Below are 23,658 nucleotides of genomic sequence, written 5' to 3' on the forward strand. Positions count from 1 at the left end.
GTCCGGCGCCTGCGCCGCAGCCTCGTCGAACGGCTGTTGTTCGTCCGTCTCCGCGAGCTCGACGGCCGGCGCGCCGGCGACCTGGTCTGCCCGGGGGGGGGGGGGGCGCCCGCCCGGCGGGGGGCGGGGGGGGGGGGGGGGGGGGGGGGGGGGGGGGGCGCGGGGGGCGCCCCCCCCCCCCCCCCCCCGCCCGTGGGGCTACTTCCAGGCGATGGCCTCGCTCCGGTTCGCCGCGTTGTACGGGTTGCCCGCGTACTGGGCTCCGGCGACCTTCGTCTGGGCCGACGGGGCGAGGGCTATCGCGCAACTCGTCTGGCTCTGGCCGTTGGCGAAGCCCTTCGGCATGGACTCCTGCTTGCACTTCTCGAACCTGCCGATGACCGCCAGGCTCTGGGCCTCGCTGCCGTCCCCGAGCAGGCCCTTGACGTGGCCGACCGAGGCGTACGACATGTCCGTGGTGCCGATGTTCTTGATCGTGAAGCGGATGTAGTACGGGACCTTGCCGTTCGCCTTGTCCCCGAGATTCAGCCCCTCCAGGTCGGCGGCCGTGCCCTGCTCGATCGCGGTGACGGTGAGGGCGAGCCGGCTGCCCTTGAAGTCCCCGTAGTCGTACGGGATCTCCGCAGCCTCGCCGATCTTGAAGACCTGGCCGGGCTTCGCCGTGCCCGGGGCGCCGGCGGGGGCCGCGCTGTCGCCGCTGGGGGCGCCCGAGGGGGCGCCCGAGGGGGCGCCGGAGGTGGCCGGGGCGCTGCCCGGGGCCGATGCGGCCGGCTGCGCAGGGGACGCTTCGTCGCCGCTCTCGCAGCCGGTCAGGGCCAGGCCGCCGACGACCGCCAGGCCGACGGTGGCCAGGACGGACCTGCGCATGCTGATGGTGCTCACTGTTCTTCTCCCCCATGACGGTGCACTGCCGGTGCAATGCCTGTGATCATCTTGATAAAGGATCAGTAAGCGGATCGGCCGGCCGAGAGGCCCCCACCAGCGATTCTGTGACACGTTCAGGACGTGAGCGGAAGCATCGATGCCGCTTACGGCTCTCAGGAACGCATACGCAGACCTCGCGGGGTGGCGTGGAAACCGGCCGCCTCCAGAGCAGGGCCCCACGGCGAGGTCAGCGCCGCCGCCGCGTTGATCCGTTCCACCGTGAGGGCCGGGAGCGTGCCCGCGCGGGAGGCGGCCGCCAGGGCGGCCGTGGCCGCCGCGAGCCGTGGATCCTCCGGGGCGGGCCAGGCCAGCAGGGTCTTGCCGCCGCGCTCCAGATACAAGGTGAGCTCTCCGTCCACCAGGACCACCAGGGAGCCCGCCTTGCGGCCCGGCTTGTGGGTGGCCCCGGCCGGGGGCTCGGGCCAGGGCAGTGCCGCTCCGTACGCGTTCGCGGGGTCGGCGGCCGCCAGCACCACCGCCGCCAGCGGCGGCGGGGTCCGCTCGGCGGCCCGGAGCCGGTCCACCGCGCCGTCCATCGCGAACTGGGCCGCGCCCAGCCCCTCCACCACATAGCCCCGACGGGCCTGGCCGCTGTCCTCGAAGGCCGACAGGACGCGGTAGACCGCGCTGAAGCCGCCCTCCACCCCCTCGGCGGCCACCGCCCCCCGGGTCACCACCCCGTGGCGGTCGAGGAGGGTGCGGGCCAGGGCATGCGCCCGGTGCGTCGGATCGGGGGACGCGTCCGGCAGCAGGGACCAGCGGCCGGAGACCGTGGGCGGCCCGGTACGGGACACGGTCGCCTGGAGCGTGCCGTACCGGCCGCGGGGGACGGTGCGCCGGGCCCGATGGGCCGTCGAGCCCGCCGTACGGCCCGAACCGAGCAGCGAGCGCAGCGGGGCCAGGGTGTCGTTGGTGAGCCGGCCCGACCACGCCAGGTCCCACACCACCTCGGAGAGCGCGAGGTCCGACACCTCGGGGAACTCGCCCCGGATCGACTGCGCGATCTGCCGGAAGAACAGGCCGTACCCGCCCGCCAGCGACGCCAGGACCGCCTGGTGCAGGGGGCTCTGCTCCAGCGGGTGCGGCGGGGGCAGCAGCATCGGCGCCGCGTCCGCCAGGTAGAGCGAGACCCAGCCGTCCTTGCCCGGGAGGGCGCCCGCCCCCGCCCAGACCACCTCGCCCGCGGTGGTCAACTCGTCCAGCAGGCCGGGGGAGTACCCGCTCACCCGCGACGGGAGGATCAGGCGTTCCAGTGCGGAGGCCGGGACCGGAGCGCCCTGAAGCTGCTCGATCGCCCGGGCCAGCCCGTCGAGGCCCCGCAGGGCTCCGCCCAGGTGCTGCCACTGGGGGAGGAAGGTGGCCAGCGAGGTCGGCGGCACCGGTTCCAGCTCCTGCCGGAGCGCGGCGAGGCTGCGGCGGCGGAGCCTGCGCAGCACCGTCGCGTCGCACCACTCCTGGCCGATGCCCGCCGGATGGAACTCGCCCTGCACCACCCGGCCGGCCGCGGCCAGCCGGTGCAGGGCGCCCTCCGTCACCGCACCGCCCAGGCCGAAGCGGCCGGCGACCGTGGCCGTGGTGAAGGGCCCGTGGGTGCGCGCGTACCGAGCCAGCAGGTCCCCGAGCGGATCCTTGACCGGCTCGGTGAACGCCTCCGGGACGCCGACGGGCAGCGCCGTACCCAGCGCGTCCCGCAGCCGGCCCGCGTCCTCGATCGCCGCCCAGTGGTCCGCGCCGCCGATCCTGACCGGGATGGCGCGCCGGGCCGCGACCAGTTCCCGCGCCCAGGCCGGATCCGCCCCGCGCTCGGTCAACTCCTCCCGCGTCAACGGGCCCAGCAGACGCAGCAGATCGGCCACCGACTCGGGATCCTTGGCCCGCCGGTCCTCGGTGAGCCACTGCAGCTCCCGCTCCAACTCCTCCAGCACCTGCGCGTCGAGGAGCTCGCGCAGCTCCGCCTGACCGAGCAACTCGGCCAGCAGCCGGGAGTCCAGCGAAAGCGCCGCCGCCCTGCGCTCCGCCAGGGGCGAGTCGCCCTCGTAGAGGAACTGGGCCACATACCCGAAGAGGAGGGAACGGGCGAACGGCGAAGGCTCCGGCGTGGTGACCTCGACCATGCGCACGCGGCGCGCCTCGATGTCCCCCATCAGCTCGGTCAGGCCGGGCACGTCGAAGACGTCCTGGAGGCACTCCCGTACGGCCTCCAGCACGATCGGGAAGGAGCCGAACTCCGAAGCCACCTGCAGCAGCTGGGAGGCTCGCTGACGCTGCTGCCACAGCGGGGTGCGCCGGCCGGGACTGCGGCGCGGGAGCAGCAGGGCACGCGCCGCGCACTCGCGGAAGCGGGAGGCGAACAGCGCGGAGCCGCCGACCTGGTCGGTGACGATCTGGTTGATGTCGCCGTGGTCGAAGGCGACATCGGCCGCGCCCAGCGGAGCCTTCTCGTCGTCGAACTCGAACCCCTGCGGAGCGGCCGGGTCATGGTCCAGGAGGTCCATCGACAGCAGGTCCGCGTCGGGCAGGCGGAGCACGATCCCGTCGTCGGCGTGCATCACCTGCGCGTCCATGCCGTACTTCTCGGCGAGGCGGGCGCCCAGCGCCAGCGCCCATGGGGCGTGCACCTGCGCGCCGAAGGGGGAATGGACCACGACGCGCCAGTCGCCCAGCTCGTCGCGGAACCGCTCGACCACGATGGTGCGGTCGTCGGGGACGTGGCCGCACGCCTCGCGCTGCTCGGCGAGGTACGCCAACACGTTCTCCGCGGCCCAGGCGTCCAGGCCGGCCGCCACCAGCCGCAGCCGGGCGTCCTCCTCGCCGAGGCCTCCGAGCTCGCGGAGGAACGCGCCGACCGCGCGCCCCAGTTCGAGCGGCCGGCCGAGCTGGTCGCCCTTCCAGAACGGCAGCCGGCCCGGCACACCGGGAGCGGGCGTGACCAGGACCCGGTCGCGGGTGACGTCCTCGATCCGCCACGAGGTGGTGCCCAGGGTGAAGACGTCCCCGACGCGGGACTCGTAGACCATCTCCTCGTCGAGCTCCCCGACCCGACCACCACCCTTCTTGGGGTCGGAACCCGCGAGGAAGACACCGAAGAGGCCGCGGTCGGGGATCGTGCCGCCCGAGGTGACCGCGAGACGCTGGGCCCCCGGCCGACCCGTGATCGTCCCCGCCACCCGGTCCCACACCACCCGCGGCCTCAGCTCGGCGAAGGCGTCCGACGGATAGCGCCCGGCCAGCATGTCCAGCACCGCCGTGAACGCCGACTCCGGCAACGCCGCGAAGGGCGCCGCCCGCCGCACCAGGGCGAGCAGGTCGTCCAACTGCCAGGTGTCCATCGCGACCATCGCGACCAACTGCTGCGCCAGTACGTCGAGGGGGTTGGACGGGATCCGCAAGGACTCGATCGCCCCCGTGCGCATCCGCTCGGTGACCACCGCCGCCTGCACCAGGTCGCCGCGGTACTTGGGGAAGACCACGCCGGTGGAGACCGCGCCCACCTGGTGCCCGGCCCGGCCCACCCGTTGCAACCCGGAGGCCACCGAGGGCGGCGACTCCACCTGGACCACCAGGTCCACCGCGCCCATGTCGATGCCCAGCTCCAGGCTGGACGTGGCGACCACGGCCGGCAGGCGACCCGCCTTCAGGTCCTCCTCCACCAGCGCCCGCTGCTCCTTGGACACCGAGCCGTGGTGCGCGCGGGCCAGCAGCGGCGGAGCGCCCAGAGCGGCCCCCGACTGGGCCATGATCTCGGCCGGGGGCTTGCCCTCCGGCAGTTTCTCGCCCAGGGCGCGCTCGTACGCGATCTCGTTCAGCCGGTTGCACAGCCGCTCGGCGAGCCGACGGGAGTTGGCGAACACGATCGTCGACCGGTGCGCCTGCACCAGGTCGGCGATCCGCTCCTCCACATGCGGCCAGATCGACGGCTTGTCCCCGCCCTCCTTGCCCTCGGTCGCGGGGGAGCCGCCCAACTCGCCCATGTCCTGCACCGGGACGACCACCGACAGGTCGAACTCCTTCGCCGACGGCGGCTGGACGATCTCCACCTTGCCGCGCGGCGCCAGGTACCGGGCCACCTCGTCCACCGGCCGGACCGTCGCCGACAGCCCGATCCGGCGCGCCGGGCGCGGCAGCAGCTCGTCCAGCCGCTCCAGGGAGAGGGCGAGATGGGCGCCGCGCTTGGTCCCGGCCACCGCGTGCACCTCGTCCAGGATCACCGTCTCGATCCCGGTCAGGGCCTCGCGGGCCGCCGAGGTCAGCATCAGGAACAACGACTCGGGCGTCGTGATCAGGATGTCCGGCGGGCGGGTGACCAGTGCCCGCCGTTCCGCGGGCGGGGTGTCACCCGAGCGGATCCCCACCCGGATGTCCGGCTCGGGCAGGCCCAGCCGGACCGACTCCTGCCGGATCCCGGTCAGCGGGCTGCGCAGATTGCGCTCCACGTCGACGGCCAAGGCCTTCAGAGGCGAGACGTACAGCACGCGGCAGCGCTTCTTCGACTCCGCGGGCGGCGGGGTCGAAGCGAGCCGGTCGAGGGCGGCGAGGAACGCGGCCAAGGTTTTGCCCGAACCGGTGGGGGCCACCACCAGCACGTCCGAGCCCTCCCCGATCGCCCGCCAGGCGCCCTCCTGTGCGTCGGTGGGCGTGACGAAGGCCCCCGTGAACCACGAGCGGGTCGCGGGGGAGAACGAGTCGAGCGCAGCGCCTGCCATGCCCCCATCGTGCACCCGGCCACTGACAACGCTCCGGACCTGGGTAAACGCGCGTCGGCGAGGGGGCGCAGAATGGGGGGATGGGGACGGATCAGGGCGCCGGGGGCCGCCGGGAGTGGGCACGGCACTGGCAGTACGCGGAACTGCCCGGGCTGGACCTGCTGCGCGCCCACTACGTACGCCACACGTTCCCGCGCCACGCGCACGACGGGTACGTCCTCGCGGCCGTCACCGGAGGCATCGAGGAGGTCGGCCTCCCCGGCCACATCGTGCGCGCCGGACCCGGCAGTGTCGTCCTGATCAACCCCGAGGTGCCCCACACGGCGCGCGCCGGGACGCCCGAAGGCTGGGCCTACGCCACCCTCTACCCCTCCCGGGAGCTGATCGTCGAGGTCGCCGAGGAGATCGGCACCCTGCGCGGCACCCCCGGCTTCACCGCCGACATCGTCACCGACCCGCAGGCCTCGCGCACGATCACCGAGGTGCACCGGGCCGCCGAGGCCGGGAACGCGCTGGCCGCCGACACGCTCCTGCGCGGGGTGGTCGCCCGGATGCTGACCCGGTACGCCGGACCGCTGCCCGCCCGCACGGTCCGGGGCGCGGGCGGAGCCGACGCGGTGGCGGCCCGGGCCGTACTGCAGGAGCGGATGGCCGACCCGCCCTCGCTGGAGCAACTCGCCGCGGAACTGGGTACGAGCCCCTTCGCCCTGCTGAGGGCCTTCCGCGAGCGGTACGGGATGCCGCCGCACACCTGGCTGACCGACGCCCGCGTCCGACAGGCACGGCGCCTCCTCGACGCGGGCACGGCGCCCGCGGAGGCGGCCGTCACCGTGGGCTTCACCGACCAGCCGCACCTGAACCGGCACTTCACCCGCATCGTGGGGGTGCCGCCGGGCGCGTACCGGCGCGGGCGCTCCGTCTAGTGCCACAGCACTAGGCGCGACGGCCCCTTCGTCCGGACGGACTACGGCACCCACGGGACGGTGGAGCACGGTCCGCTGTCGCAGGTCCCGGGAGAGGCGGCCGTACGGCGGCAGCCGGAGGCCTTCGCCGCGCGGAACGAGCCTGCGCGCCGGAAGGTGTACGGACACGGTCCCGCGGGCCCGGCCGGGCGAGCCGGACAGCGGGCCGGCGTGCACTCCCTGAACACCGGCGGCCGCGAGAACCCGTGGTGGGAGGCGGCGCGCACGCTCGCCGCCGTCGAGGCGGAGTTCACCGCGCTGCTCGGAGAACCCGTGCGGCGCCGGGACCGACACCGGGCGCGCAAGAACGTACAAGACCCACGGCGCAGGCCCCGCGTACTTTCGGGGTGTGGGAGAGAAGCAGCTGGTCACAGCGCCAGAGATACGAGAGACAGCGGCGCCCGACGGGCGGCCGCGGGCCGCCGTCGTACGCGACGCGCTCGGGGTCGGCGTGGCCGTCGGCCTGTCCGGATTCGCCTTCGGGGTGACGGCGGCCGGAGCCGGTGTCAGCACCCTCCAGGCCTGTGTGCTGAGCCTGCTCGTCTTCACCGGTGCCTCGCAGTTCGCCCTGGTCGGGGCGCTCGCGGCGGGCGGGAACCCGTTCACCGCCGCCGCCGGGGCCTTCTTCCTCGGGACGCGCAACGCCTTCTACGGGCTGCGGCTGTCGCAGTTGCTCAAGCTGCCCCGCCCCGTGCGGCCGCTCGCCGCGCACTGGGTGATCGACGAGACCACCGCCGTCGCGCTGGCCCAGCCCGACCGGAAGTCGGCCCGGCTCGGCTTCACCGTCACCGGGCTCACCCTCTACGTGCTGTGGAACCTCACCACCCTGCTCGGCGCGCTCGGCGCCGAGGCCATCGGGGACACCCGGGCCTGGGGCCTGGACGCCGCCGGACCCGCCGTGTTCCTGGCCCTGCTGGCACCGATGCTGAAGACCTCCACCGAGCGGGCCGTCGCCGCCCTCGCGCTGGTCCTCGGCCTCGCCTTCCTGCCCGTCCTGCCCGCCGGCGTGCCCGTGCTGATCGCGGCCCTGGCCGCCCCCGTCGTGCTGTGGATGAAGGGACGCCGTCCATGAACGTCTGGATCGCCATCGGCCTCACCGTCGTCGGCTGCTACGCCGTCAAGCTCGCCGGGCTGCTCGTCCCCGCCGGAGCCTTGGAGCGGCCGCTCGTGCGCCGCCTGGCCGCCCTGCTGCCGGTCGCGCTGCTCGCCGCGCTCACCGCCCAGCAGACCTTCAGCACCGGGTCCGCGCTCGTCGTCGACGCCCGCGCCGCCGGGCTCGCGGCCGCCGGTCTGGCGCTGCTGCTGCGCGCCCCCTTCCTGGTCGTGGTCGCCGCCGCAGTCGTCGTCACCGCGGGGGTACGGGCCCTGGGTGGCTGACCGTGGCGGGCAGGCGCCCGTACGCGCGCAGGGTGAGCAGGGCCTCCAGGGTGGCGATCGGCCGCCGCTCCAGCGAACTCCCCGGCGCCCAGGCCCGCCGGCGCACCGGCCAGCCGCCGTCCGGCTGCTGTTCGGAGGCCAGGAAGTCCAGCGAGCGGCGCAGCTCCGCGTCGGTGAACCAGCCGCGGGCCAGCGACTCCGGCCGCTTCGCGTAGTCGTGCGGATACAGCCGCTCGCCCGGCGCGTAGCCGGGGGCCTCCGGGTACTCGGCCCGCCGTAGCGGATCGAGGACCACGAGCCGCTGCTCGCGCACCAGCCAGCCCAGCCGGTCCGCGGCCGCCGCCGCGCGCGCCCGGTCGGGGATGCCGTCGAGGAAGGCCACCGCGCTCTGGACCTCGTACGGATGGGAGTGCCGCAGGTTCTCGACCCTGTCCCAGCAGAAGTCCGTGGCCCGGAAGAGCCAGGCGTGCCAGACCCGGTTGCGGTGCAGTACGCCGACGACCGGGCCCGTGGTCAGCAGCTCGCCCGGCGGGTCGTCGTGCGTCGGGTGGTAGGGGGCCGCGGGATAGTGGCGGGGGGCCGGGAACACCACCGGAAGCGCGCCGTCCACGGTGGAGACCCCGGTCAGGTGGCGGCAGAGCCGCTCGATGCGCTGCCCGGCGCAGCGGCCCAGGCTGTCGAGCACGCGCAGCGCGTGCGCGGTGTGCAGGGGCTGGCTGAGCGGACCGCGAAGATCCGGATCGAGTGCGTGACCGTAGCCTCCGTCCGCGTTGAGATACGAGCCGAGGGCCGTGTCCACCGGGTCGGCGTCCGCGCCGAGGAAGTGGAACGCGAACCGCCGCTGCTCCAGCACACGGGCCGTGAGCCAGATGAACCCCTCGGCGCGGGCCAGCGGGGTCTGCGAGCTCTGTGGGGCCTGTGGGAGGTGGGGGGACGGTGGGGTCTGCGAGGAAGCTTCGTCTCCGGGCATGCGTGCAACCTAGGACGCGGTGGTGCGGCGGGGAGGGCCGAACGCGGGCGGTGCACTCTCCCGGGGCGGGATACTGGGGGCATGCGGTTGACGATTTTCTGGGAACGGATGGCGGAGCACTTCGGCGCGGCCTACGCCGACTCCTTCGCGCGCGACCACGTCATGACGGAGCTGGGGGGGCGCACCGTCCACCAGGCGCTGGACGCCGGCTGGGAGACCAAGGACGTGTGGCGCGCGGTGTGTTCGGCGATGGACGTGCCGGCGTCGCTGCGCTGACGCCGCCCGTACCAGCGCGCTGTTTCGTGGTGGCGGGCGCGGGTGGGACAGACTGGGCGCCGTGGCAGCCAGTGAAGAGACGACCGATCAGTCCGCCGAGGCGGGAGGAGTGACACCGCCGGTGCGGGTGGAGGAGCCGACATCGCCGGTTCCGCCCGCGCCGCCGACGCCGCCTCCCTCCGGCGCGGCCGACGCTGCGGACGATGCGCGCATGCCGCGCTGGCTGCCGCGCGCCGTGATCCTCGTACTGGCCCTGGTGGCCTGTTTCCAGCTCGGCAGCTGGGCTTTCCACCAGCTGATAGGCCTCCTCGTCAACATCCTGATCGCGTTCTTCCTCGCGCTCGCGATCGAGCCGGCGGTGGCCAGGATGGCGGCCGCCGGCATGCGCCGCGGGCTCGCCACCTTCGTGATGTTCCTCGCGGTGTTCGTCGTGACCGCCGGCTTCCTCGCCCTGCTCGGCTCGCTGCTCGCCGGGCAGATCGTCGCCATGGTCGAGGGTTTCCCCGGCTATATCGACTCGGTGATCAAAGCGATCAACTCCACGTTCCACACCGAACTGTCCCGGCTGGAGATCCAGGAGAGCGTGCTGCGCTCCGACTGGCTGCGCAAGTACGTGCAGAACAGCGCGTCCGGCGTGCTCGACGTGTCCGCGACCGTGCTCGGGGGACTCTTCAAGCTGCTGACGATCGGGCTGTTCTCCTTCTACTTCGCCGCCGACGGACCGCGGCTGCGGCGCGCGCTGTGCTCCGTACTGCCGCCCGCGAAGCAGGCCGAGGTGCTGCGCGCCTGGGAGATCGCCGTCGCCAAGACGGGCGGGTACCTCTACTCCCGCGGGCTGATGGCCTTCATCTCCGGTGTCGCGACCTACATCGTGCTGGCGGTCCTCGGGGTGCCGTACGCGCCCGCGCTCGCCGTGTGGGTGGGGCTGGTCTCGCAGTTCGTCCCCACCATCGGCACGTATCTCGCGGGCGCGCTGCCGGTCCTGCTCGCCTTCACCGTCAATCCCTGGTACGCGCTGTACGTCCTGGGATTCGTGGTGATCTACCAACAGTTCGAGAACTACGTGCTCCAGCCGAAGCTGACCTCGAAGACCGTCGACATCCATCCGGCGGTCGCCTTCGGATCGGTCATCGCGGGCACCGCCCTGCTGGGCGCGGTCGGGGCGCTGATCGCGATCCCGGCCGTCGCCACGCTGCAGGCCTTCCTCGGCGCGTACGTCAAGCGCTACGAGCTGACGCGGGACGCGGACTCCTCTACTTCGCGTCCTCGCCGCCGAGTACGGCTGCCAAGGCTTCGTTGACGGTGTCCTCGGCGGCCGCCTTGTCCAGGCCGAGGCCGCTCAGCAGACCCTCGCCGTTCTCCAGCTCCAGGAGCGCGAGCAGGATGTGCTCGGTGCCGACGAAGTCGTGGCCCAGGCGCAGGGCCTCGCGGAAGGTGAGCTCCAGGGCCTTCTTCGCCGAGGCGTCGAAGGGAACGAGCGCGGGGATCTCGTCCTGGGCCGGCGGCAGGGCGGCGCTCGCGGCGGCCCGCACGTCGTCCGGCGAGACCTCCTGGGCGCGCAGGACGAGCCCCGCCAGGCCGTCGGCCTCGGCCATCAGGCCCAGGACCAGGTGCTCGGTGCGGATCTCGGCGTTGTTGGCGGCGCGGGCCTCGTTCTGGGCGGCCACGACCACGTTGCGGGCGCGGGGGGTGAAGCGGCCGAAGCCCGCGTTCGGGTCGAGGCCGCCGGCGCCCTCCTTGTCCGCCTTGGGCACGAAGCGCTTCTGGGCCGCCTGGCGGGTGACGCCCATGCTGCGGCCGATGTCGGTCCAGGAGGCGCCGGAACGGCGGGCCTGGTCGACGAAGTGGCCGATGAGGTGGTCCGCGACGTCCCCGAGGGCCTCGGCCGCGACGACGGCGCCGCTGAGCTGCTCCAGGGGGTCGGTGTGGACCTTGTTGATGGCCTCGATCAGGTCGTCGAGGCGTACCGGGTTGGTCATGCGAACGGGTTCCACCGAAGGGTTCGTCATAGAGGCAACCCTAGGTTGACAGTTTGGGGAGTGTCAACCCTGGGTTGTCAGTCGGCGGATTTCGTGGGCGGGTGCGGCGCCGCGCTGCCATCCTGAGGGGAAAGCGCGAGACGTGGAGGCTGTCATGGGGTTCTACGCCGAGCAGGCGGTACCGCGGATCCTCGATGTCGCCTGCGGGGCCAGGACGGCCCGGCCGCTGCGGCGCCGGGTCTGCGACGGGCTGGTGGGAGAGGTCGTCGAGATCGGCTTCGGCGCGGGACACAACGTCCCCTTCTACCCGCGGGGCGTCACGGGCGTGTCGGCCGTCGAACCCTCCGACGTCGCCTGGCGGCTGGCCGCCGCACGCGTACGGGACGCGCGCGTCCCCGTACGAAGGGCCGGTCTGGACGGCCAGTCACTGCCCTTCGACGACCACGGATTCGACTCCGCGCTGTCCACCTGGACGCTGTGCACCATCCCGGACGCCGTGGCCGCCCTGCGCGAGCTGCGGCGCGTACTGAAGCCCGGCGGCACCCTGCACTTCCTCGAACACGGGCTCGCGCCGGAAGGCGACGGGCGCGTGCGCCGCCTGCAGCGACGGATCGAACCGCTGAACAAGCGGCTCCTGGGCGGCTGCCACCTCACCCGCGTCGCCCCGGACCTGCTGGTGGCGGCGGGATTCACGATCACCGCCCTCGACGTCTTCTACGAACAGGGCGCGCCCAAGTTCCTGTGCGCCGAGTCCCTCGGGACGGCGATCTCCCGCTGACCGGCCGACGACCCGTCACGAAACCATCACGAGGGGCACGGGCCCGGAGCGTCCCTGGCAGCATCGGTCCGACCGATCCAGGGGGGCCAGGTTCCATGAGATTCCGTGTGCGCGTCGCCGTCGCGACCCGTGTCGCCGTCACCGGCGCCGTCACCGCTGTCGCGTTGTCACTGGGAGGCTGTTCCCAGAGCCCGGCCGAGCGGTTGGAGGAGTGGTACAGCTCGGAAGGCGAGGCGCAGATCAGGAAGCTGAACGAGGACGCCGGCCGGGTCAACGAGGTGAGCATGCGCACGATCGACGTGCAAGGGCCCGCCTGTCAGGACCTGTTGGCCCAGACCGCCAAGGCCGAGAAGCTCGACCCGATCCCGGACGAAGCCGCCCAGCGTTACTGGAAGGAAGCGCTCGGCGGATTCAGGCGAGGGGCGGCCGAGTGCGCGGACGGAGCGGCGAAGAACGAGGGGACCCAGGTCTCCCGGGGCATCAGGGCGGTCCAGACGGAAGGACTTCCCAAGCTGGTGAGCACCGTCTCGATGATCAAGGCGGGCCTGGCGGCGTCCAAGTGACCTGACCCGCCCCAACCTGACCCGACCTGACCTGACCGATCCGGCGCGTTCCGATGTCGAGGGCGGGTACCGACCGCATCGCGCGGCCGGCCCCACGGTATTCGGGTCGATCCCCGTGAGGGGCGCTGCCTACGCTGCTCCCATGGCTCATGCGAAGACCTCCTATGTCTGCCTGCCCTGCCGGGCCTCGTACAAGCAGCCCTACGACAGGGGCCGGGAGCGGATCTGTCCGCGGTGTGCGGGAACCCTGATCCATGCGGGCTCGGCCTTCGCCGTGCCCCCGCGCCGGGACACCGCGGGGTGGCGGACCCTCGCCGTGCTGCTGAACGCGGGCGTGCGGTTCCACAAGAGCTGCTGCGGCGGACCCGGTTACCGGCCGCGCACCCTGCACGAGGTGCGCGAGCGGATGACGTACGCGGAGCGGACCGGTACGCCCTTCGCGCAGGCGCTCGTCCTGCGCGACCTGCCGTGACCGGGTACGACGCCCTGGCGCGGCTCGTGACGCCGCCGACCGTCCCCGTCGACGCCCGCGGCGACTGGCCCGCCGCCGAGGCCGAGGTCGGGGTTCGGCTGCCCGACGACTACAAGTGGCTGGTCGCCACGTACGGATGGGGGGAGTTCTGCGATCTCCTCTACCTCCACACACCGTTCGGCGCGAGCAAGTACAACGGCATCGAGTGGCAGGGCGCGCATCCGTCGGAATCGGCCGACCGGGGCGGCGAGCGCTACCCGTACCCGCTGCACCCGGCGCCGGGCGGGCTGCTGATCTGGGGCACCACCATGGACGCCGACCGGCTCTGCTGGCTCTCCGACGGGGAGCCCGAGGAGTGGCCCGTCGTGGTGTGGAGCAGCGAGGGCTGGTACGAGACCCACCGCACGGGCGCGGCCGGGTTCCTCGAGGGTTGGGTCGGCGGCCGCGTCCGGTCCCGCCTGCTCGGCGCGATGGATCCGGACCTGGCGCCCTGGTTCAACACCTTCCGGCCCCGCGTCGACCGGTGCCTGCTCCTGTCCGAGGGGCCCTTGCCCCATGACGAGCGCCTGCGGCGCCTGCGTACGGCTCTGGCTCCCACCACGGACCGGGGCTCGTGGCGCTCGGAGCGCGATGGGAGCGGACAGGACCACTTCGCGACCGTCGACACCGATTGGCTGTTCACCTACGACACCCCCGACGCCCACACGATCCGGATCGCGTTCCCGCCGCAGGACGCGGAGGGAGTCCGCCGCCGGCTCTTCTCCGCCGTCGAGCTCATGGAATGCGAGGTGCTGGAGGTCAGGACCGCGGCGGGAACCACGCTGGAGGCCTGGGACGCGGTCACGGACGAGGACGAGGAGGACGGGTAGCGCGGTCGCGGCGGAGCCACCGGGTGAGGCGCCGAAGCCGACGCCGTCGGACAGCGGTGCAGGTGGGGGAGGGGCGGGCGTGGCGCGCTTGACAGGGAAATCGAACATCCATTCTGATGGGTTATCCACAGCCGAAACGCTCGTGGAGGCGCATTGTCAGTGGCAGGCATTAGCGTCAGTGACGTGAAGCGATCGACTCAAGCAAACCGGGTGGAACCCATGGCAGGCACCGACCGCGAGAAGGCTCTCGACGCCGCTCTCGCACAGATTGAACGGCAATTCGGCAAGGGTGCGGTCATGCGCCTCGGCGACAAGCCGAACGACCCCATCGAGGTCATCCCGACCGGGTCGACCGCGCTGGACATCGCCCTCGGCGTCGGCGGGCTGCCCCGCGGCCGTGTGATCGAGGTGTACGGCCCGGAGTCCTCCGGTAAGACGACCCTGACCCTGCACGCCGTGGCCAACGCGCAGAAGGCCGGCGGCACCGTCGCCTTCGTGGACGCCGAGCACGCGCTCGACCCCGAGTACGCCAAGGCCCTCGGCGTCGACACCGACAACCTCATCCTGTCGCAGCCGGACACCGGCGAGCAGGCGCTGGAGATCGTGGACATGCTGGTCCGCTCCGGCGCCCTCGACCTGATCGTCATCGACTCCGTGGCGGCCCTCGTGCCGCGAGCGGAGATCGAGGGCGAGATGGGCGACTCGCACGTCGGTCTCCAGGCCCGACTGATGAGCCAGGCGCTCCGGAAGATCACCGGTGCGCTCAACCAGTCCAAGACCACCGCGATCTTCATCAACCAGCTCCGCGAGAAGATCGGTGTGATGTTCGGCTCGCCGGAGACCACCACCGGTGGTCGCGCGCTGAAGTTCTACGCCTCCGTGCGTCTCGACATCCGCCGTATCGAGACCCTCAAGGACGGCACGGACGCGGTCGGTAACCGCACGCGCGTCAAGGTCGTCAAGAACAAGGTCGCGCCGCCGTTCAAGCAGGCCGAGTTCGACATCCTCTACGGCCAGGGCATCAGCCGCGAGGGCGGTCTGATCGACATGGGTGTGGAGCACGGCTTCGTGCGCAAGGCCGGTGCCTGGTACACGTACGAGGGCGACCAGCTCGGCCAGGGCAAGGAGAACGCCCGCAACTTCCTGAAGGACAACCCCGACCTCGCCAACGAGATCGAGCGGAAGATCAAGGAGAAGCTGGGCGTGGGTGTCCGCAAGGACGCCGCCGCCGAAGCCGGTGCGGACGCGACCGACGCCGCGGCCACCGCCGTGCCCGCCCCGGCGACGAAGGCCAAGACGACGGCCAAGGCCGCCGTGGCCAAGAGCTGACCCGTGCGCGAGCAGGAAGGGGGCGGCGAGCGCCGAGGCGGCCGTGAGGGCCGTTCGGAGCTGCCGCCCCAGAGCCCCGAGGAGCAGGCGCGGGCGATCTGTCTGCGCCTGCTCACCGGGAGCCCGCGCACCCGGCGCCAGCTCGCGGACGCCCTGCACAAGCGGGGCATCCCCGAGGAGGTGTCGCAGCAGGTCCTCTCCCGTTACGAGGAGGTGGGCCTGATCGACGACGCGGCCTTCGCCGGAGCCTGGGTCGAGTCCCGGCACCGCGGCCGGGGCCTGGCCCGCCGGGCCCTGGCCCAGGAACTTCGGACCAAGGGGGTGCACGCCACCCTCGTGGAGGACGCCCTGGAGCTGCTGGACTCCGACCAGGAGGAGCAGACCGCCCGGGAGCTCGTGGAACGCAAGCTCCGCTCCACCCGGGGCCTGGAGCGGGACAAGCGGATCCGGCGTCTGGCCGGGATGCTCGCGCGCAAGGGATACCCGGAGGGCATGGCCCTGCGGGTCGTGCGCCGCGCGCTGGAGGCGGAGGGCGAGGACGCCGACGACCTGGGGTATCCCGGGGAGTGAGCCGGTGGGCCCGGGGTGGGGGTGACCCCGGGGCCGGACACCGGGACACGCCGATGGCAGGCGCCGGCCACGGCGGCCGAGTCGGCCGCATGATGCTGCGTCACGCCCTCCGGACGGCAGGGACCGCAAAGCCGGTTTCCTCGGCGCCTTCGTCGCACTGCTGTGTGCGCCCGCCGTCGTCACCGCCTACGGGACCGAGCTCACCTTCCGGACCGTCCCCCTGCGGAGCGGGGGACGAGGCCGTCGTCGACCGTGCGCCGGCCGCCCGCGCCGCACTCAGGCCCGGTGCCGAACTCGCCGTGCAGTCCACCGGCGAGCCCAGGACCTACCGGGTCGGCGGGGTCGTGAAGACGGGCCGGGACGACCTCGCCCGACAGCACGCGCTCTTCTTCGACGAGGGCGAGGCCCAGCGCCGGTGGTGCTGCCGGTGGCTGTCGCCACGGCCAAGGGGGAGACCCCGTACGGGGATCCGGGCCTCTCGGCCCGGGAGCGTACCGCCTGAGCGGTGCGGTCCCCCGAGGCCGTCACACGTGCGGCGCCGTTGCGCGGGCGCTGGCCCCCCGCCCCCCGCCCCCCGCCCCCCGCCTCAGGCGTCGGCAGGGCCCGACGGGGCGGGGTCGACGGGGAGGCCTGCCGACCTCCAGGCCTGGAAGCCGCCCGTCAGGTCCGTCGCGCGGTGCAGCCCCAGGGCGTGGAGCGAGGCCGCGGCGAGGCTGGACGCGTAGCCCTCGTTGCAGATCACCACCACCTGGAGGTCGTGGCTCGTGGCCTCGGGGAGGCGATGGCTGCCCCGCGGGTCCAGGCGCCATTCCAGTTCGTTGCGCTCGACCACCAGCGCGCCCGGGATCAGCCCGTCCCGCTCCCGCAGGGCCTGGTAGCGGATGTCGACCAGGACGGCCCCGGCGCGGGAGGCGGCGTACGCCTCCCGCGCGTCCACACGGATGTAGCCCGCGCGGACCCGCTCCAGCAGTTCGTCGATGCCGATCGGGGCGCTCACTGCCAGTCCGCCGGACGCTCGACGTGCTCCAGGCTGAGCACCGGGCCGCTGCGGCTGTAGCGGCGGATCAGCGGGAGCGGCGGGTAGTAGGCGTGCACGGAGATCGCGTGTTCGGCCGGCGTCGCGTTGAGCACCTCGTGCACGTGGTGCTCACGGAAGGCTCGGCCCGCGCCCGCCTCCAGCGTGCGGTGACGGTCGACGTCCGGTGCCAGCTCCAGGGACCTCCAGCCCTCGGAGGGCAGCCGTACGGCCAGCGAGTGCTCGGTGAGCCGACCCTGGGCGGTGGCGAACGCGCCCCGGGATTCGGCGTGGTCGTGCCAGCCGGTGCCGGTGCCCGGCGGCCAGCCGATCAGCCATGCCTCGCTGCCGCCCGGCCCGTCGAGCCGGATCCAGGTGCGGCCCTCGGGATCGAGCGGCAGCGAGCCCACGATCGCGGGGTCGGCCGCCGTGCGGAGGACGAAGTCGAGGAGTTCGGCGGCCGTGGGGCCCTCGGTGGCCGACAAGGACTCCGGGGCGTAGGAGGGTGCGGATGCGGGTGCGGACATGAAGGGAGACCGTTCCTGGGTTCGCGGAGGTGCGCGCAGGCCGGTGAACGGCACGGGGCGCGCGGAGGGAAGGGCGAATCAGCAGGAAGGGCGACACACGCAGCCCGCGTAGCGGAGCAGGTCCATATGGACCCTCCGCCACAGGCGTACGTCGTTGCCGGTCATTCCGCGAGTGAACCACGGAGTCCCGGAGACGGTCAATCGATCACCACGGTCGGTGTCGACGTCGGCTTGTGCGCCGGGGTCGTCGTGGAGGGCGCCGGCACCCGGGACGCGGGCGCGCCCGCCCGGACCGTGTCCGCCGCCTCGTACAGCTCCGCCGGGCGGACCCCCGCGAAGGTCGCCGCCAGGTGCCCGTCCGGCCGGACGAGCAGCACGGTGTGCGCCGGGGCCCCCGGGTAGCGGTCCGCGACCAGCAGGTCCGTACGGACCGGCAGGGCGCTCACCGCCGCCGCCAGACGGGGCATCAGCCCGGCGCCGAGCCAGTGGCGCCGGTCCCAGACCCCGGTACCGGGAGCCACCAGGACGACCAGCAGCCGGCCCTGCCCGAGCAGGTCCCGCAGGGGCACGGTCGCCCCGTCCGGCGCGGTCACCGGGACGTTCGCCACCGGGCCGCCCGGCTCCGTGGCCGTCGGCACCTCCCGGACGGCGACCGGCGGCGCGTACGTGGGCTCCGCGCCCAGCGGCCCGCGCCCCAGATGGCCGTCGGTGAGCAGGGATTCGGCGCTGCGCGCGGCGCCGGGAAGATAGGTGCGCAGGCCACCGCCGGCCCGCAGTGACGGCATCGCCTGGTCGGCCGCGCGCAGCCGGGAGGCGACCGCGGTGCGCCGCTCGCTCTCGTAGCTGTCGAGCAGGGCGTCGGAGGCGCCTTGGTGCCAGGCCAGGGAGAGTTTCCACGCCAGGTTCTCGGCGTCGCGGAGCCCCTCCTCCACGCCCTGGGTGCCGAGCGCGCCCAGCAGGTGGGCGGCGTCTCCGGCGAGGAAGGCGCGCCCGTCGCGCCAGCGCCGGGCGAGCCGGTGGTGCAGGGTGTGGACCCCGGTGTCGATGAGGTCGTACGGGGGTGTCGTGCCGCCGCACCACACCGCGAGGGTGTCGCGGATCAGGGTCACCAGCGCGTCGGGCGTCACGAGCTCCCCGCGGGGCGGGAGCAGCCAGTCCAGCCGCCACACCCCGTCGCGCAGGGGTCGGGAGGTGACCTCCTGCGGCGGGCTCCGGTGCAGCAAGGCCTCGCCGGGCCAGGGCAGTTCGGTGCGCAGCGCGGCCACGGCGTGCCGCTCGACGGCGGTGCGGCCGGGGAAGCGGATGCCGAGGAGCTTGCGCACGGTGGAGCGGGCGCCGTCGCAACCGACCAGGTAACTCCCGCGCCACCAGGTGGTCTCGGCGCCCTGGGTGTGCGCGGTGATGCCCCGTCCGTCCTGCTCCAGGGCGTCGAGCTTGCTGTCGGTGACCAGCTGGACGAGCGGGTGGGCCGCGGCGGCGTCGCGCAGTCCGCGCGTCAGCGCGTGCTGCGGCAGGTGCAGCGGGGCCGGGTGGTCCTCGAACGTGATCCGCCGGTCGGGCCGGCTCCGGCGCATGGTCCGCCAGGCGGCGAAGTACGCCCCTTCGTCGCGCAGCGTTCTGCAGCCCAGCCGGTGGACCATGGCGGCGGTTTCGGCGTGCAGGACGACGGTACGGGCCGGGCGGACCTCCTCCTTGCCGGGGCCCTCGTCGAGCACGACGGAGGGCACGCCGGCGCCCGCCAGGGCGAGCGACAGGGACAGCCCGACGGGCCCCGCGCCGACGACGATCACCGGGTCCATGGCGCGACTCCCGATGTCCGGTATGTGATCACAGAACGTATGCAACCCACTGTAGGTGCCTGCGTCAAGTGACCCTCGTCGCCACAGCGGTAACTGGAAGCGTTAATTCCGAAACGGTCGCCACTTCCGGCGTGACCGACGCCGCCGCGGACCGTCGGATCGTGCGACGTTCGGCGTTCCGTACGGCTGCCGGATCGACCCGAGCGGTTCGGCTCGTTGTCGACACGGCGCGGCCCGGATCAATTCCCTCGCAATTCGGCCACGTCGCCGGAATTCATTGCCCCGTTTATTCGACGGGTGGGTCGGTCGAGGCTTTTTCTCGCTCCATTCGGAGCGCGGGGAAGGTGATGCTCAAATATCGCTCAGAAGGGGATGCTTCTACTCGCCCGGTTCCGGAGGGTGTCGAAACGTCAGGCCTGTACGGGGGAGTGGAAGAGCGAATGTCCGGATCGATCGAGAAAAGGGATGGCGATGACGAAGGAGCGGTAGTGGCGGTGCTCGCCCCTGTGGCGCCGGCGCCTCTCGGACTTCAAGGGAGGGCGACGGCGATCCCTACGGGCCGGCCGACCGGGTGCACCGACGGCCCGTCCTCGACCGGTCAGGGCTGGTTGGCCACGTGTGGTGACAGTAAAGGCGGACATGACAATGCCGCTGTCATCCGCACGCGTTCCGACGGTGCCGGCGACGTCACCGTGCATTCCGCGGAATGGCAGGGCAAGGGTGAGCCTTCCTTCATGCCCTGCCCACCGTTCACCTCGTCAAGGAGCGGCGGCATCATCACCAGGCCCTATGAGCGGACCGGATCGCCCGGTACTTGCAAAGCAATGTGGTGCGGCGGATGAGTTCCGCCGCACCACACAGGCTGCGCAATATGACCGACCGTACGTCGGACCCCGGAGGGCCGGTGGTCCGGGAGGGTCGTCAGATCCCGCCCGAGTTCGCTCCCGTGGCCATGTCGTTGACGTCGTTGACGCCCACCACCGCACCGGTGCTCTTCTTCGACTTCCGCAGCCGGCCTTCCAGCAAGGAGGCGGACGAGGTGAGGGCGAAGTTCACGGCGATGTAGATCAGCGCGATCACCACGAGGGTCGGGATGGTGTTGCTGTAGTTGGCCGAGATCTGCCGGTTCGCCGACAGCAGTTCCGCGAAGCCCAGCAGGGCGCCGCCGATCGCGGTGTCCTTGAGGATCACCACGAGCTGGCTGACCAGAGCCGGCAGCATCGCCGTCACGGCCTGTGGGATCAGCACGTAGACCATCGTCTGGCCCTTGCGCATGCCGATCGCCTTGGCGGCGTCGCTCTGGCCGTGGGGCAGGGAGAGCACGCCTGCCCGGACGATCTCGGCGATGACGGCCGAGTTGTAGAGGACCAGGCCCGTGACCACGGCCCAGAAGGGCCGGGTGTCGGACGGAACGTCCAGGAACCGCGGCGCCATCAGCGCGCTGCCGAACAGCATCAGCATCAACACCGGGATGGCACGGAAGAACTCCACCCACGCGCCGACCGGCCCCCGCACCCACGCGTGGTCCGACAGTCGGCCGATGCCCAGCAGCGCGCCGAACGGGAGGGCGATCAACATGGACAGGGCGCCGGCCTTGAGCGTCTCCAGCAGACCTGGCAGCAGGTACGTGGTCCAGACCTGGCTGTCGGTGACGAACGGCGTCCACTTGTCGGCGTCCAACTGGCCCTTCTCGCCCATGAGGGACAGCGCCCACCACATGACGAGACCGAACAGCACGACGAAGATCCCGCTGTAGATCCAGTTGCGCACCTTGGCCTTGGGGCCGGGGGTGTCGTACAGCACGGAGCTCATCGCTTCACCGCCACTCGCTTGGCGACCCAGCCCAGCAGAAGACCGGTGGGCAGGGTCAGAAGGACGAAACCGAGGGCGAAGATCGCGAAGACCGCGAAGAGCGCCTGCGGCTCGTTCTCGAGCATTTCCTTCATCAGCAGGGCCGCCTCGGCCACGCCGATGGCCGCCGCCACCGTGGTGTTCTTGGTGAGAGCGATCAGTACGTTGGCGAGCGGTGCGACGACCGCCCGGAAGGCCTGGGGGAGCACGATCAGGGTGAGCACCTGGAAGAAGCTCAGTCCCAGCGCGCGGGCCGCCTCGGCCTGGCCGACGGGCACGGTGTTGATGCCGGAGCGCAGGGCCTCGCAGACGAAGGTGCCGGTGTAGGCGATGAACCCGAGGACCGCGAGCCGGAAGCCGATCTCCTTGAACGTGCTGCCGCCCAAGGCGATGCCGAGGGTCTGGTTGAGTCCCAGCGAGCAGCCGATGATCAGCAACGTCAGCGGGGTGTTGCGCACCAGGTTGACGTACGCGGTGCCGAAGCCCCGCAGCAGCGGGACCGGGCTGACCCGCATCCCGGCCAGGGCGGTGCCCCAGATCAGGGATCCGGCCGCCGAGTAGAGGGTGAGCTGAACCGTCACCCAGAAGGCTCCGAGCACGTCGTACTGCCCGGAATCAAGAAAATCGAACACGATGCCCTGCGCTCTCCCCAGGATGGCCGGTGAGGTGCGCCGCCGCCCGCGGCAGGCGGGCGGCGACGCCCCTCACCGATGAATCAGCTGCCTTCGGTGATCTGCGGGGCAGGCTCGCTCTTGAAGTTGGCCGGGCCGAGGTTCTTGTCCACGGCCTTCTGCCAGCTGCCGTCCTCGACCATCTTCTTGAGCGCGGCGTTGATCTTGGTCTGGAGCTCCTTGTCGCCCTTCTTCAGACCGATGCCGTAGTTCTCGTTGCTCAGGTTCAGGCCGACCAGCTTGAACTTGCCCTTGTTCTTCTCCTGCGCCGCGTAGCCGGCCAGGATCGAGTTGTCCGTGGTCAGGGCGTCGACGGCCTTGTTCTCCAGGCCGGTGAGGCACTCGGAGTAGCCACCCTGCTCCAGCAGGTCCGCCTCGGGGGCGAGCTTGGTCTTGACGTTCTGCGCCGACGTGGAGCCGGTGACCGAGCAGAGCTTCTTCTTGTTCAGGTCCTCGGCCTTGGTGATGCTCGTGTCGTCGGCGCGGACCAGCAGGTCCTGGTGCGCGAGGAAGTACGGGCCGGCGAAGTCGACCTTCTCCTTGCGCTTGTCGTTGATCGAGTAGGTCGCGACGACGAACTTCACGTCACCGTTCGAGATCAGGTTCTCGCGCTCGGCGCTGGGGGCCTGCTTGAACTCGATCTGGTTCGGCTCGTAGCCGAGCTCCTTGGCGACGTACGTGGCGACGTCGACGTCGAAGCCCGTGAACTTGCCGTCCGGGGTCTTCAGGCCCAGGCCGGGCTGGTCGTACTTGATACCGACGACGATCTTGTCCTTGCCGGAGCCGCTGGACGCACCGCCGTCGGCGGCGGCGTCCTGCTTGCTGCCGCCACACGCGGTCGCGGTCAGGGCAAGGGCGACGGCGACGGCCGCGGCCGCAGCGGTCTTGGAGATCTTCATGGTGAACTTCCCTCGGATGAGACGTTGTTGAACGACGAGCGAGGCTTACGGCGCCCGCGCGGCCGACAGGAACGATCCGGCGGCGATCCGCATACGGATGACTACCAGACGTGAACCTCAGTGGTGCAGGATCTTCGACAGGAAGTCCTTGGCGCGGTCACTGCGCGGGTTGCTGAAGAACTGCTCGGGGGTGGCCTCTTCGACGATCTTGCCGTCGGCCATGAAGACGACCCGGTTGGCCGCCGAGCGGGCGAAGCCCATCTCGTGCGTGACGACCACCATGGTCATCCCCTCGCGGGCGAGCTGCTGCATGACCTCCAGCACCTCGTTGATCATCTCCGGGTCCAGGGCCGAGGTCGGCTCGTCGAAGAGCATCACCTTCGGCTCCATGGCCAGCGCCCGGGCGATGGCCACACGCTGCTGCTGACCACCGGAGAGCTGCGCCGGGTACTTGTCGGCCTGAGTGCCGACGCCCACCCGCTCCAGCAGTGCCCGCGCCTTCGCTTCCGCCGCGGCCTTGTCGGTCTTGCGGACCTTCAGCTGGCCCAGCATCACGTTCTGCAGCACCGTCTTGTGCGCGAAGAGGTTGAACGACTGGAAGACCATGCCGACGTCGGCGCGCAGTCGGGCCAGTTCCTTGCCCTCGGAGGGCAGTTCCTTGCCGTCGAGCGTGATGGTGCCCGAGTCGATGGTCTCCAGGCGGTTGATGGTCCGGCACAGCGTGGACTTACCCGATCCCGAGGGACCGATCACCACGACTACCTCACCGCGGGCAATGCTCAGATCGATGTCCTGAAGCACGTGCAGCGCGCCGAAGTGCTTGTTGACGTTGCTCAGTACGACCAGGTCGTCTGCGGCACCGGCCGCGTCCTGCACGTCCTTGGTCACTGATACTCCGCTCATCGGCTTCTTGCTCCGTCCTCCTCGGTTGGGAGGACAGTAGTGACGTGACGAGCACAACGTCATCACATCTGAGGGAGAATTGAGGATAACGATCCGGCCTCTTCCGGATACGCTCCGTGCGCGGTCCCCGTGTGGTCGATCATGTCCGCGTACCGGGTGCATAACGGAAGGCGCGCCGGGGCGGGACCCCCTTGACGTGGGACTCCGCATCGGCGTGGATG

Annotated in this window: 23 protein-coding genes; 11 read left to right on the top strand and 12 right to left on the bottom strand. The window is 72.0% G+C overall.

Annotated features, from left to right (window positions below):
- Positions 1-198 precede the first annotated feature (198 nt).
- Complete coding sequence (locus tag ACGFYY_RS38735) at positions 199-882, bottom strand: hypothetical protein (protein ID WP_393716892.1); 684 nt, start codon at positions 880-882, stop codon at positions 199-201.
- 155 nt (positions 883-1,037) lie between these two features.
- On the bottom strand, positions 1,038-5,627 hold the full coding sequence (locus ACGFYY_RS38740; RefSeq protein ID WP_393716894.1) for an ATP-dependent helicase: 4,590 nt from the start codon (positions 5,625-5,627) through the stop codon (positions 1,038-1,040).
- A gap of 80 nt (positions 5,628-5,707) precedes the next feature.
- Here ACGFYY_RS38740 and ACGFYY_RS38745 point away from each other — a divergent pair, with 80 nt between their 5' ends.
- From ACGFYY_RS38745 to ACGFYY_RS38755, 3 genes are all read left to right on the top strand, one after another.
- Positions 5,708-6,550, top strand: coding sequence for an AraC family transcriptional regulator (locus ACGFYY_RS38745; RefSeq protein ID WP_393716896.1), 843 nt, complete (start codon positions 5,708-5,710; stop codon positions 6,548-6,550).
- Between the two features lie 421 nt (positions 6,551-6,971).
- Positions 6,972-7,661 carry an AzlC family ABC transporter permease gene (locus tag ACGFYY_RS38750; protein WP_393716935.1) on the top strand — a complete coding sequence of 230 codons (690 nt, stop codon included), beginning with the start codon at positions 6,972-6,974 and terminating at the stop codon, positions 7,659-7,661.
- Positions 7,658-7,966: an AzlD domain-containing protein gene (locus tag ACGFYY_RS38755; protein ID WP_030010743.1), complete on the top strand. Its 309-nt coding sequence runs from the start codon at positions 7,658-7,660 to the stop codon at positions 7,964-7,966. Before ACGFYY_RS38750 ends, ACGFYY_RS38755 begins: the two co-directional genes overlap by 4 nt.
- Here ACGFYY_RS38755 and ACGFYY_RS38760 read toward each other — a convergent pair.
- Positions 7,935-8,936, bottom strand: coding sequence for a hypothetical protein (locus ACGFYY_RS38760; RefSeq protein ID WP_393716898.1), 1,002 nt, complete (start codon positions 8,934-8,936; stop codon positions 7,935-7,937). The genes ACGFYY_RS38755 and ACGFYY_RS38760 overlap by 32 nt on opposite strands.
- 81 nt (positions 8,937-9,017) lie before the next feature.
- On the opposite strand from ACGFYY_RS38760, the gene ACGFYY_RS38765 reads away from it, so the two are divergent.
- Complete coding sequence (locus tag ACGFYY_RS38765; RefSeq protein WP_030729208.1) at positions 9,018-9,212, top strand: DUF3046 domain-containing protein; 195 nt, start codon at positions 9,018-9,020, stop codon at positions 9,210-9,212.
- A gap of 109 nt (positions 9,213-9,321) precedes the next feature.
- Positions 9,322-10,512: an AI-2E family transporter gene (locus ACGFYY_RS38770; protein WP_393716937.1), complete on the top strand. Its 1,191-nt coding sequence runs from the start codon at positions 9,322-9,324 to the stop codon at positions 10,510-10,512.
- On the opposite strand, the gene ACGFYY_RS38775 is transcribed toward ACGFYY_RS38770, so the two are convergent.
- Positions 10,466-11,221 carry a Clp protease N-terminal domain-containing protein gene (locus ACGFYY_RS38775; protein ID WP_393716901.1) on the bottom strand — a complete coding sequence of 252 codons (756 nt, stop codon included), beginning with the start codon at positions 11,219-11,221 and terminating at the stop codon, positions 10,466-10,468. The genes ACGFYY_RS38770 and ACGFYY_RS38775 overlap by 47 nt on opposite strands.
- Positions 11,222-11,345: 124 nt before the next feature.
- Between ACGFYY_RS38775 and ACGFYY_RS38780 the strand changes: the two genes are divergently transcribed.
- The 6 genes from ACGFYY_RS38780 to recX all read left to right on the top strand — a co-directional run bounded on the left by ACGFYY_RS38780 (position 11,346) and on the right by recX (position 15,772).
- Positions 11,346-11,969: a class I SAM-dependent methyltransferase gene (locus tag ACGFYY_RS38780; RefSeq protein ID WP_393716903.1), complete on the top strand. Its 624-nt coding sequence runs from the start codon at positions 11,346-11,348 to the stop codon at positions 11,967-11,969.
- A 95-nt stretch (positions 11,970-12,064) separates the two neighbouring features.
- Positions 12,065-12,532 (top strand): hypothetical protein, encoded by a 468-nt coding sequence (locus tag ACGFYY_RS38785; protein WP_393716905.1) that lies wholly within the window; start codon positions 12,065-12,067, stop codon positions 12,530-12,532.
- 142 nt (positions 12,533-12,674) lie between these two features.
- On the top strand, positions 12,675-13,004 hold the full coding sequence (locus tag ACGFYY_RS38790; protein ID WP_365270336.1) for a deoxyxylulose-5-phosphate synthase: 330 nt from the start codon (positions 12,675-12,677) through the stop codon (positions 13,002-13,004).
- Entirely contained in the window at positions 13,001-13,873 is an 873-nt protein-coding gene (locus tag ACGFYY_RS38795; protein WP_393716907.1) for an SMI1/KNR4 family protein, read from the top strand. The genes ACGFYY_RS38790 and ACGFYY_RS38795 overlap by 4 nt, the downstream gene beginning before the upstream one ends.
- A gap of 219 nt (positions 13,874-14,092) precedes the next feature.
- Complete coding sequence (gene recA / locus ACGFYY_RS38800) at positions 14,093-15,202, top strand: recombinase RecA (protein WP_030766144.1); 1,110 nt, start codon at positions 14,093-14,095, stop codon at positions 15,200-15,202.
- A 3-nt stretch (positions 15,203-15,205) separates the two neighbouring features.
- Complete coding sequence (gene recX, locus ACGFYY_RS38805; protein ID WP_365270345.1) at positions 15,206-15,772, top strand: recombination regulator RecX; 567 nt, start codon at positions 15,206-15,208, stop codon at positions 15,770-15,772.
- A 586-nt stretch (positions 15,773-16,358) separates the two neighbouring features.
- Here the strand turns inward: recX and ACGFYY_RS38810 are convergent.
- The 8 genes from ACGFYY_RS38810 to ACGFYY_RS38845 form a co-directional block, all read right to left on the bottom strand.
- Complete coding sequence (locus ACGFYY_RS38810; RefSeq protein WP_393716939.1) at positions 16,359-16,775, bottom strand: rhodanese-like domain-containing protein; 417 nt, start codon at positions 16,773-16,775, stop codon at positions 16,359-16,361.
- Positions 16,766-17,314, bottom strand: coding sequence for a cysteine dioxygenase (locus ACGFYY_RS38815; RefSeq protein WP_393716910.1), 549 nt, complete (start codon positions 17,312-17,314; stop codon positions 16,766-16,768). The genes ACGFYY_RS38810 and ACGFYY_RS38815 overlap by 10 nt, the downstream gene beginning before the upstream one ends.
- 78 nt (positions 17,315-17,392) lie before the next feature.
- Positions 17,393-17,479, bottom strand: coding sequence for a putative leader peptide (locus ACGFYY_RS38820; RefSeq protein WP_311318651.1), 87 nt, complete (start codon positions 17,477-17,479; stop codon positions 17,393-17,395).
- 32 nt (positions 17,480-17,511) lie between these two features.
- Positions 17,512-19,113 (bottom strand): FAD-dependent monooxygenase, encoded by a 1,602-nt coding sequence (locus ACGFYY_RS38825; RefSeq protein WP_393716912.1) that lies wholly within the window; start codon positions 19,111-19,113, stop codon positions 17,512-17,514.
- A 921-nt stretch (positions 19,114-20,034) separates the two neighbouring features.
- Positions 20,035-20,925: an amino acid ABC transporter permease gene (locus ACGFYY_RS38830; RefSeq protein ID WP_393716914.1), complete on the bottom strand. Its 891-nt coding sequence runs from the start codon at positions 20,923-20,925 to the stop codon at positions 20,035-20,037.
- Positions 20,922-21,596: an amino acid ABC transporter permease gene (locus tag ACGFYY_RS38835; RefSeq protein WP_202199417.1), complete on the bottom strand. Its 675-nt coding sequence runs from the start codon at positions 21,594-21,596 to the stop codon at positions 20,922-20,924. The genes ACGFYY_RS38830 and ACGFYY_RS38835 overlap by 4 nt, the downstream gene beginning before the upstream one ends.
- Before the next feature lie 83 nt (positions 21,597-21,679).
- Positions 21,680-22,534: a glutamate ABC transporter substrate-binding protein gene (locus ACGFYY_RS38840; RefSeq protein ID WP_365270358.1), complete on the bottom strand. Its 855-nt coding sequence runs from the start codon at positions 22,532-22,534 to the stop codon at positions 21,680-21,682.
- 117 nt (positions 22,535-22,651) lie between these two features.
- Positions 22,652-23,437, bottom strand: coding sequence for an amino acid ABC transporter ATP-binding protein (locus ACGFYY_RS38845; RefSeq protein WP_365270361.1), 786 nt, complete (start codon positions 23,435-23,437; stop codon positions 22,652-22,654).
- Positions 23,438-23,658: the final 221 nt, after the last annotated feature.

It is taken from the genome of Streptomyces sp. NPDC048331 (assembly GCF_043201215.1).
In the GTDB taxonomy this organism is placed as follows: domain Bacteria; phylum Actinomycetota; class Actinomycetes; order Streptomycetales; family Streptomycetaceae; genus Streptomyces.

Excerpts from the sequence above, each read along its gene's own strand:
- ACGFYY_RS38740 (WP_393716894.1), bottom strand. The coding sequence starts at position 5,627 with ATGGCAGGCGCTGCGCTCGACTCGTTCTCCCCCGCGACCCGCTCGTGG.
- ACGFYY_RS38745 (WP_393716896.1), top strand. The coding sequence starts at position 5,708 with ATGGGGACGGATCAGGGCGCCGGGGGCCGCCGGGAGTGGGCACGGCAC.
- ACGFYY_RS38755 (WP_030010743.1), top strand. The coding sequence starts at position 7,658 with ATGAACGTCTGGATCGCCATCGGCCTCACCGTCGTCGGCTGCTACGCC.
- ACGFYY_RS38760 (WP_393716898.1), bottom strand. The coding sequence starts at position 8,936 with ATGCCCGGAGACGAAGCTTCCTCGCAGACCCCACCGTCCCCCCACCTC.
- ACGFYY_RS38765 (WP_030729208.1), top strand. The coding sequence starts at position 9,018 with ATGCGGTTGACGATTTTCTGGGAACGGATGGCGGAGCACTTCGGCGCG.
- ACGFYY_RS38775 (WP_393716901.1), bottom strand. The coding sequence starts at position 11,221 with ATGACGAACCCTTCGGTGGAACCCGTTCGCATGACCAACCCGGTACGC.
- ACGFYY_RS38780 (WP_393716903.1), top strand. The coding sequence starts at position 11,346 with ATGGGGTTCTACGCCGAGCAGGCGGTACCGCGGATCCTCGATGTCGCC.
- ACGFYY_RS38785 (WP_393716905.1), top strand. The coding sequence starts at position 12,065 with ATGAGATTCCGTGTGCGCGTCGCCGTCGCGACCCGTGTCGCCGTCACC.
- ACGFYY_RS38790 (WP_365270336.1), top strand. The coding sequence starts at position 12,675 with ATGGCTCATGCGAAGACCTCCTATGTCTGCCTGCCCTGCCGGGCCTCG.
- recA (WP_030766144.1), top strand. The coding sequence starts at position 14,093 with ATGGCAGGCACCGACCGCGAGAAGGCTCTCGACGCCGCTCTCGCACAG.
- ACGFYY_RS38815 (WP_393716910.1), bottom strand. The coding sequence starts at position 17,314 with ATGTCCGCACCCGCATCCGCACCCTCCTACGCCCCGGAGTCCTTGTCG.
- ACGFYY_RS38820 (WP_311318651.1), bottom strand. The coding sequence starts at position 17,479 with ATGACCGGCAACGACGTACGCCTGTGGCGGAGGGTCCATATGGACCTG.
- ACGFYY_RS38825 (WP_393716912.1), bottom strand. The coding sequence starts at position 19,113 with ATGGACCCGGTGATCGTCGTCGGCGCGGGGCCCGTCGGGCTGTCCCTG.
- ACGFYY_RS38830 (WP_393716914.1), bottom strand. The coding sequence starts at position 20,925 with ATGAGCTCCGTGCTGTACGACACCCCCGGCCCCAAGGCCAAGGTGCGC.
- ACGFYY_RS38840 (WP_365270358.1), bottom strand. The coding sequence starts at position 22,534 with ATGAAGATCTCCAAGACCGCTGCGGCCGCGGCCGTCGCCGTCGCCCTT.
- ACGFYY_RS38845 (WP_365270361.1), bottom strand. The coding sequence starts at position 23,437 with ATGAGCGGAGTATCAGTGACCAAGGACGTGCAGGACGCGGCCGGTGCC.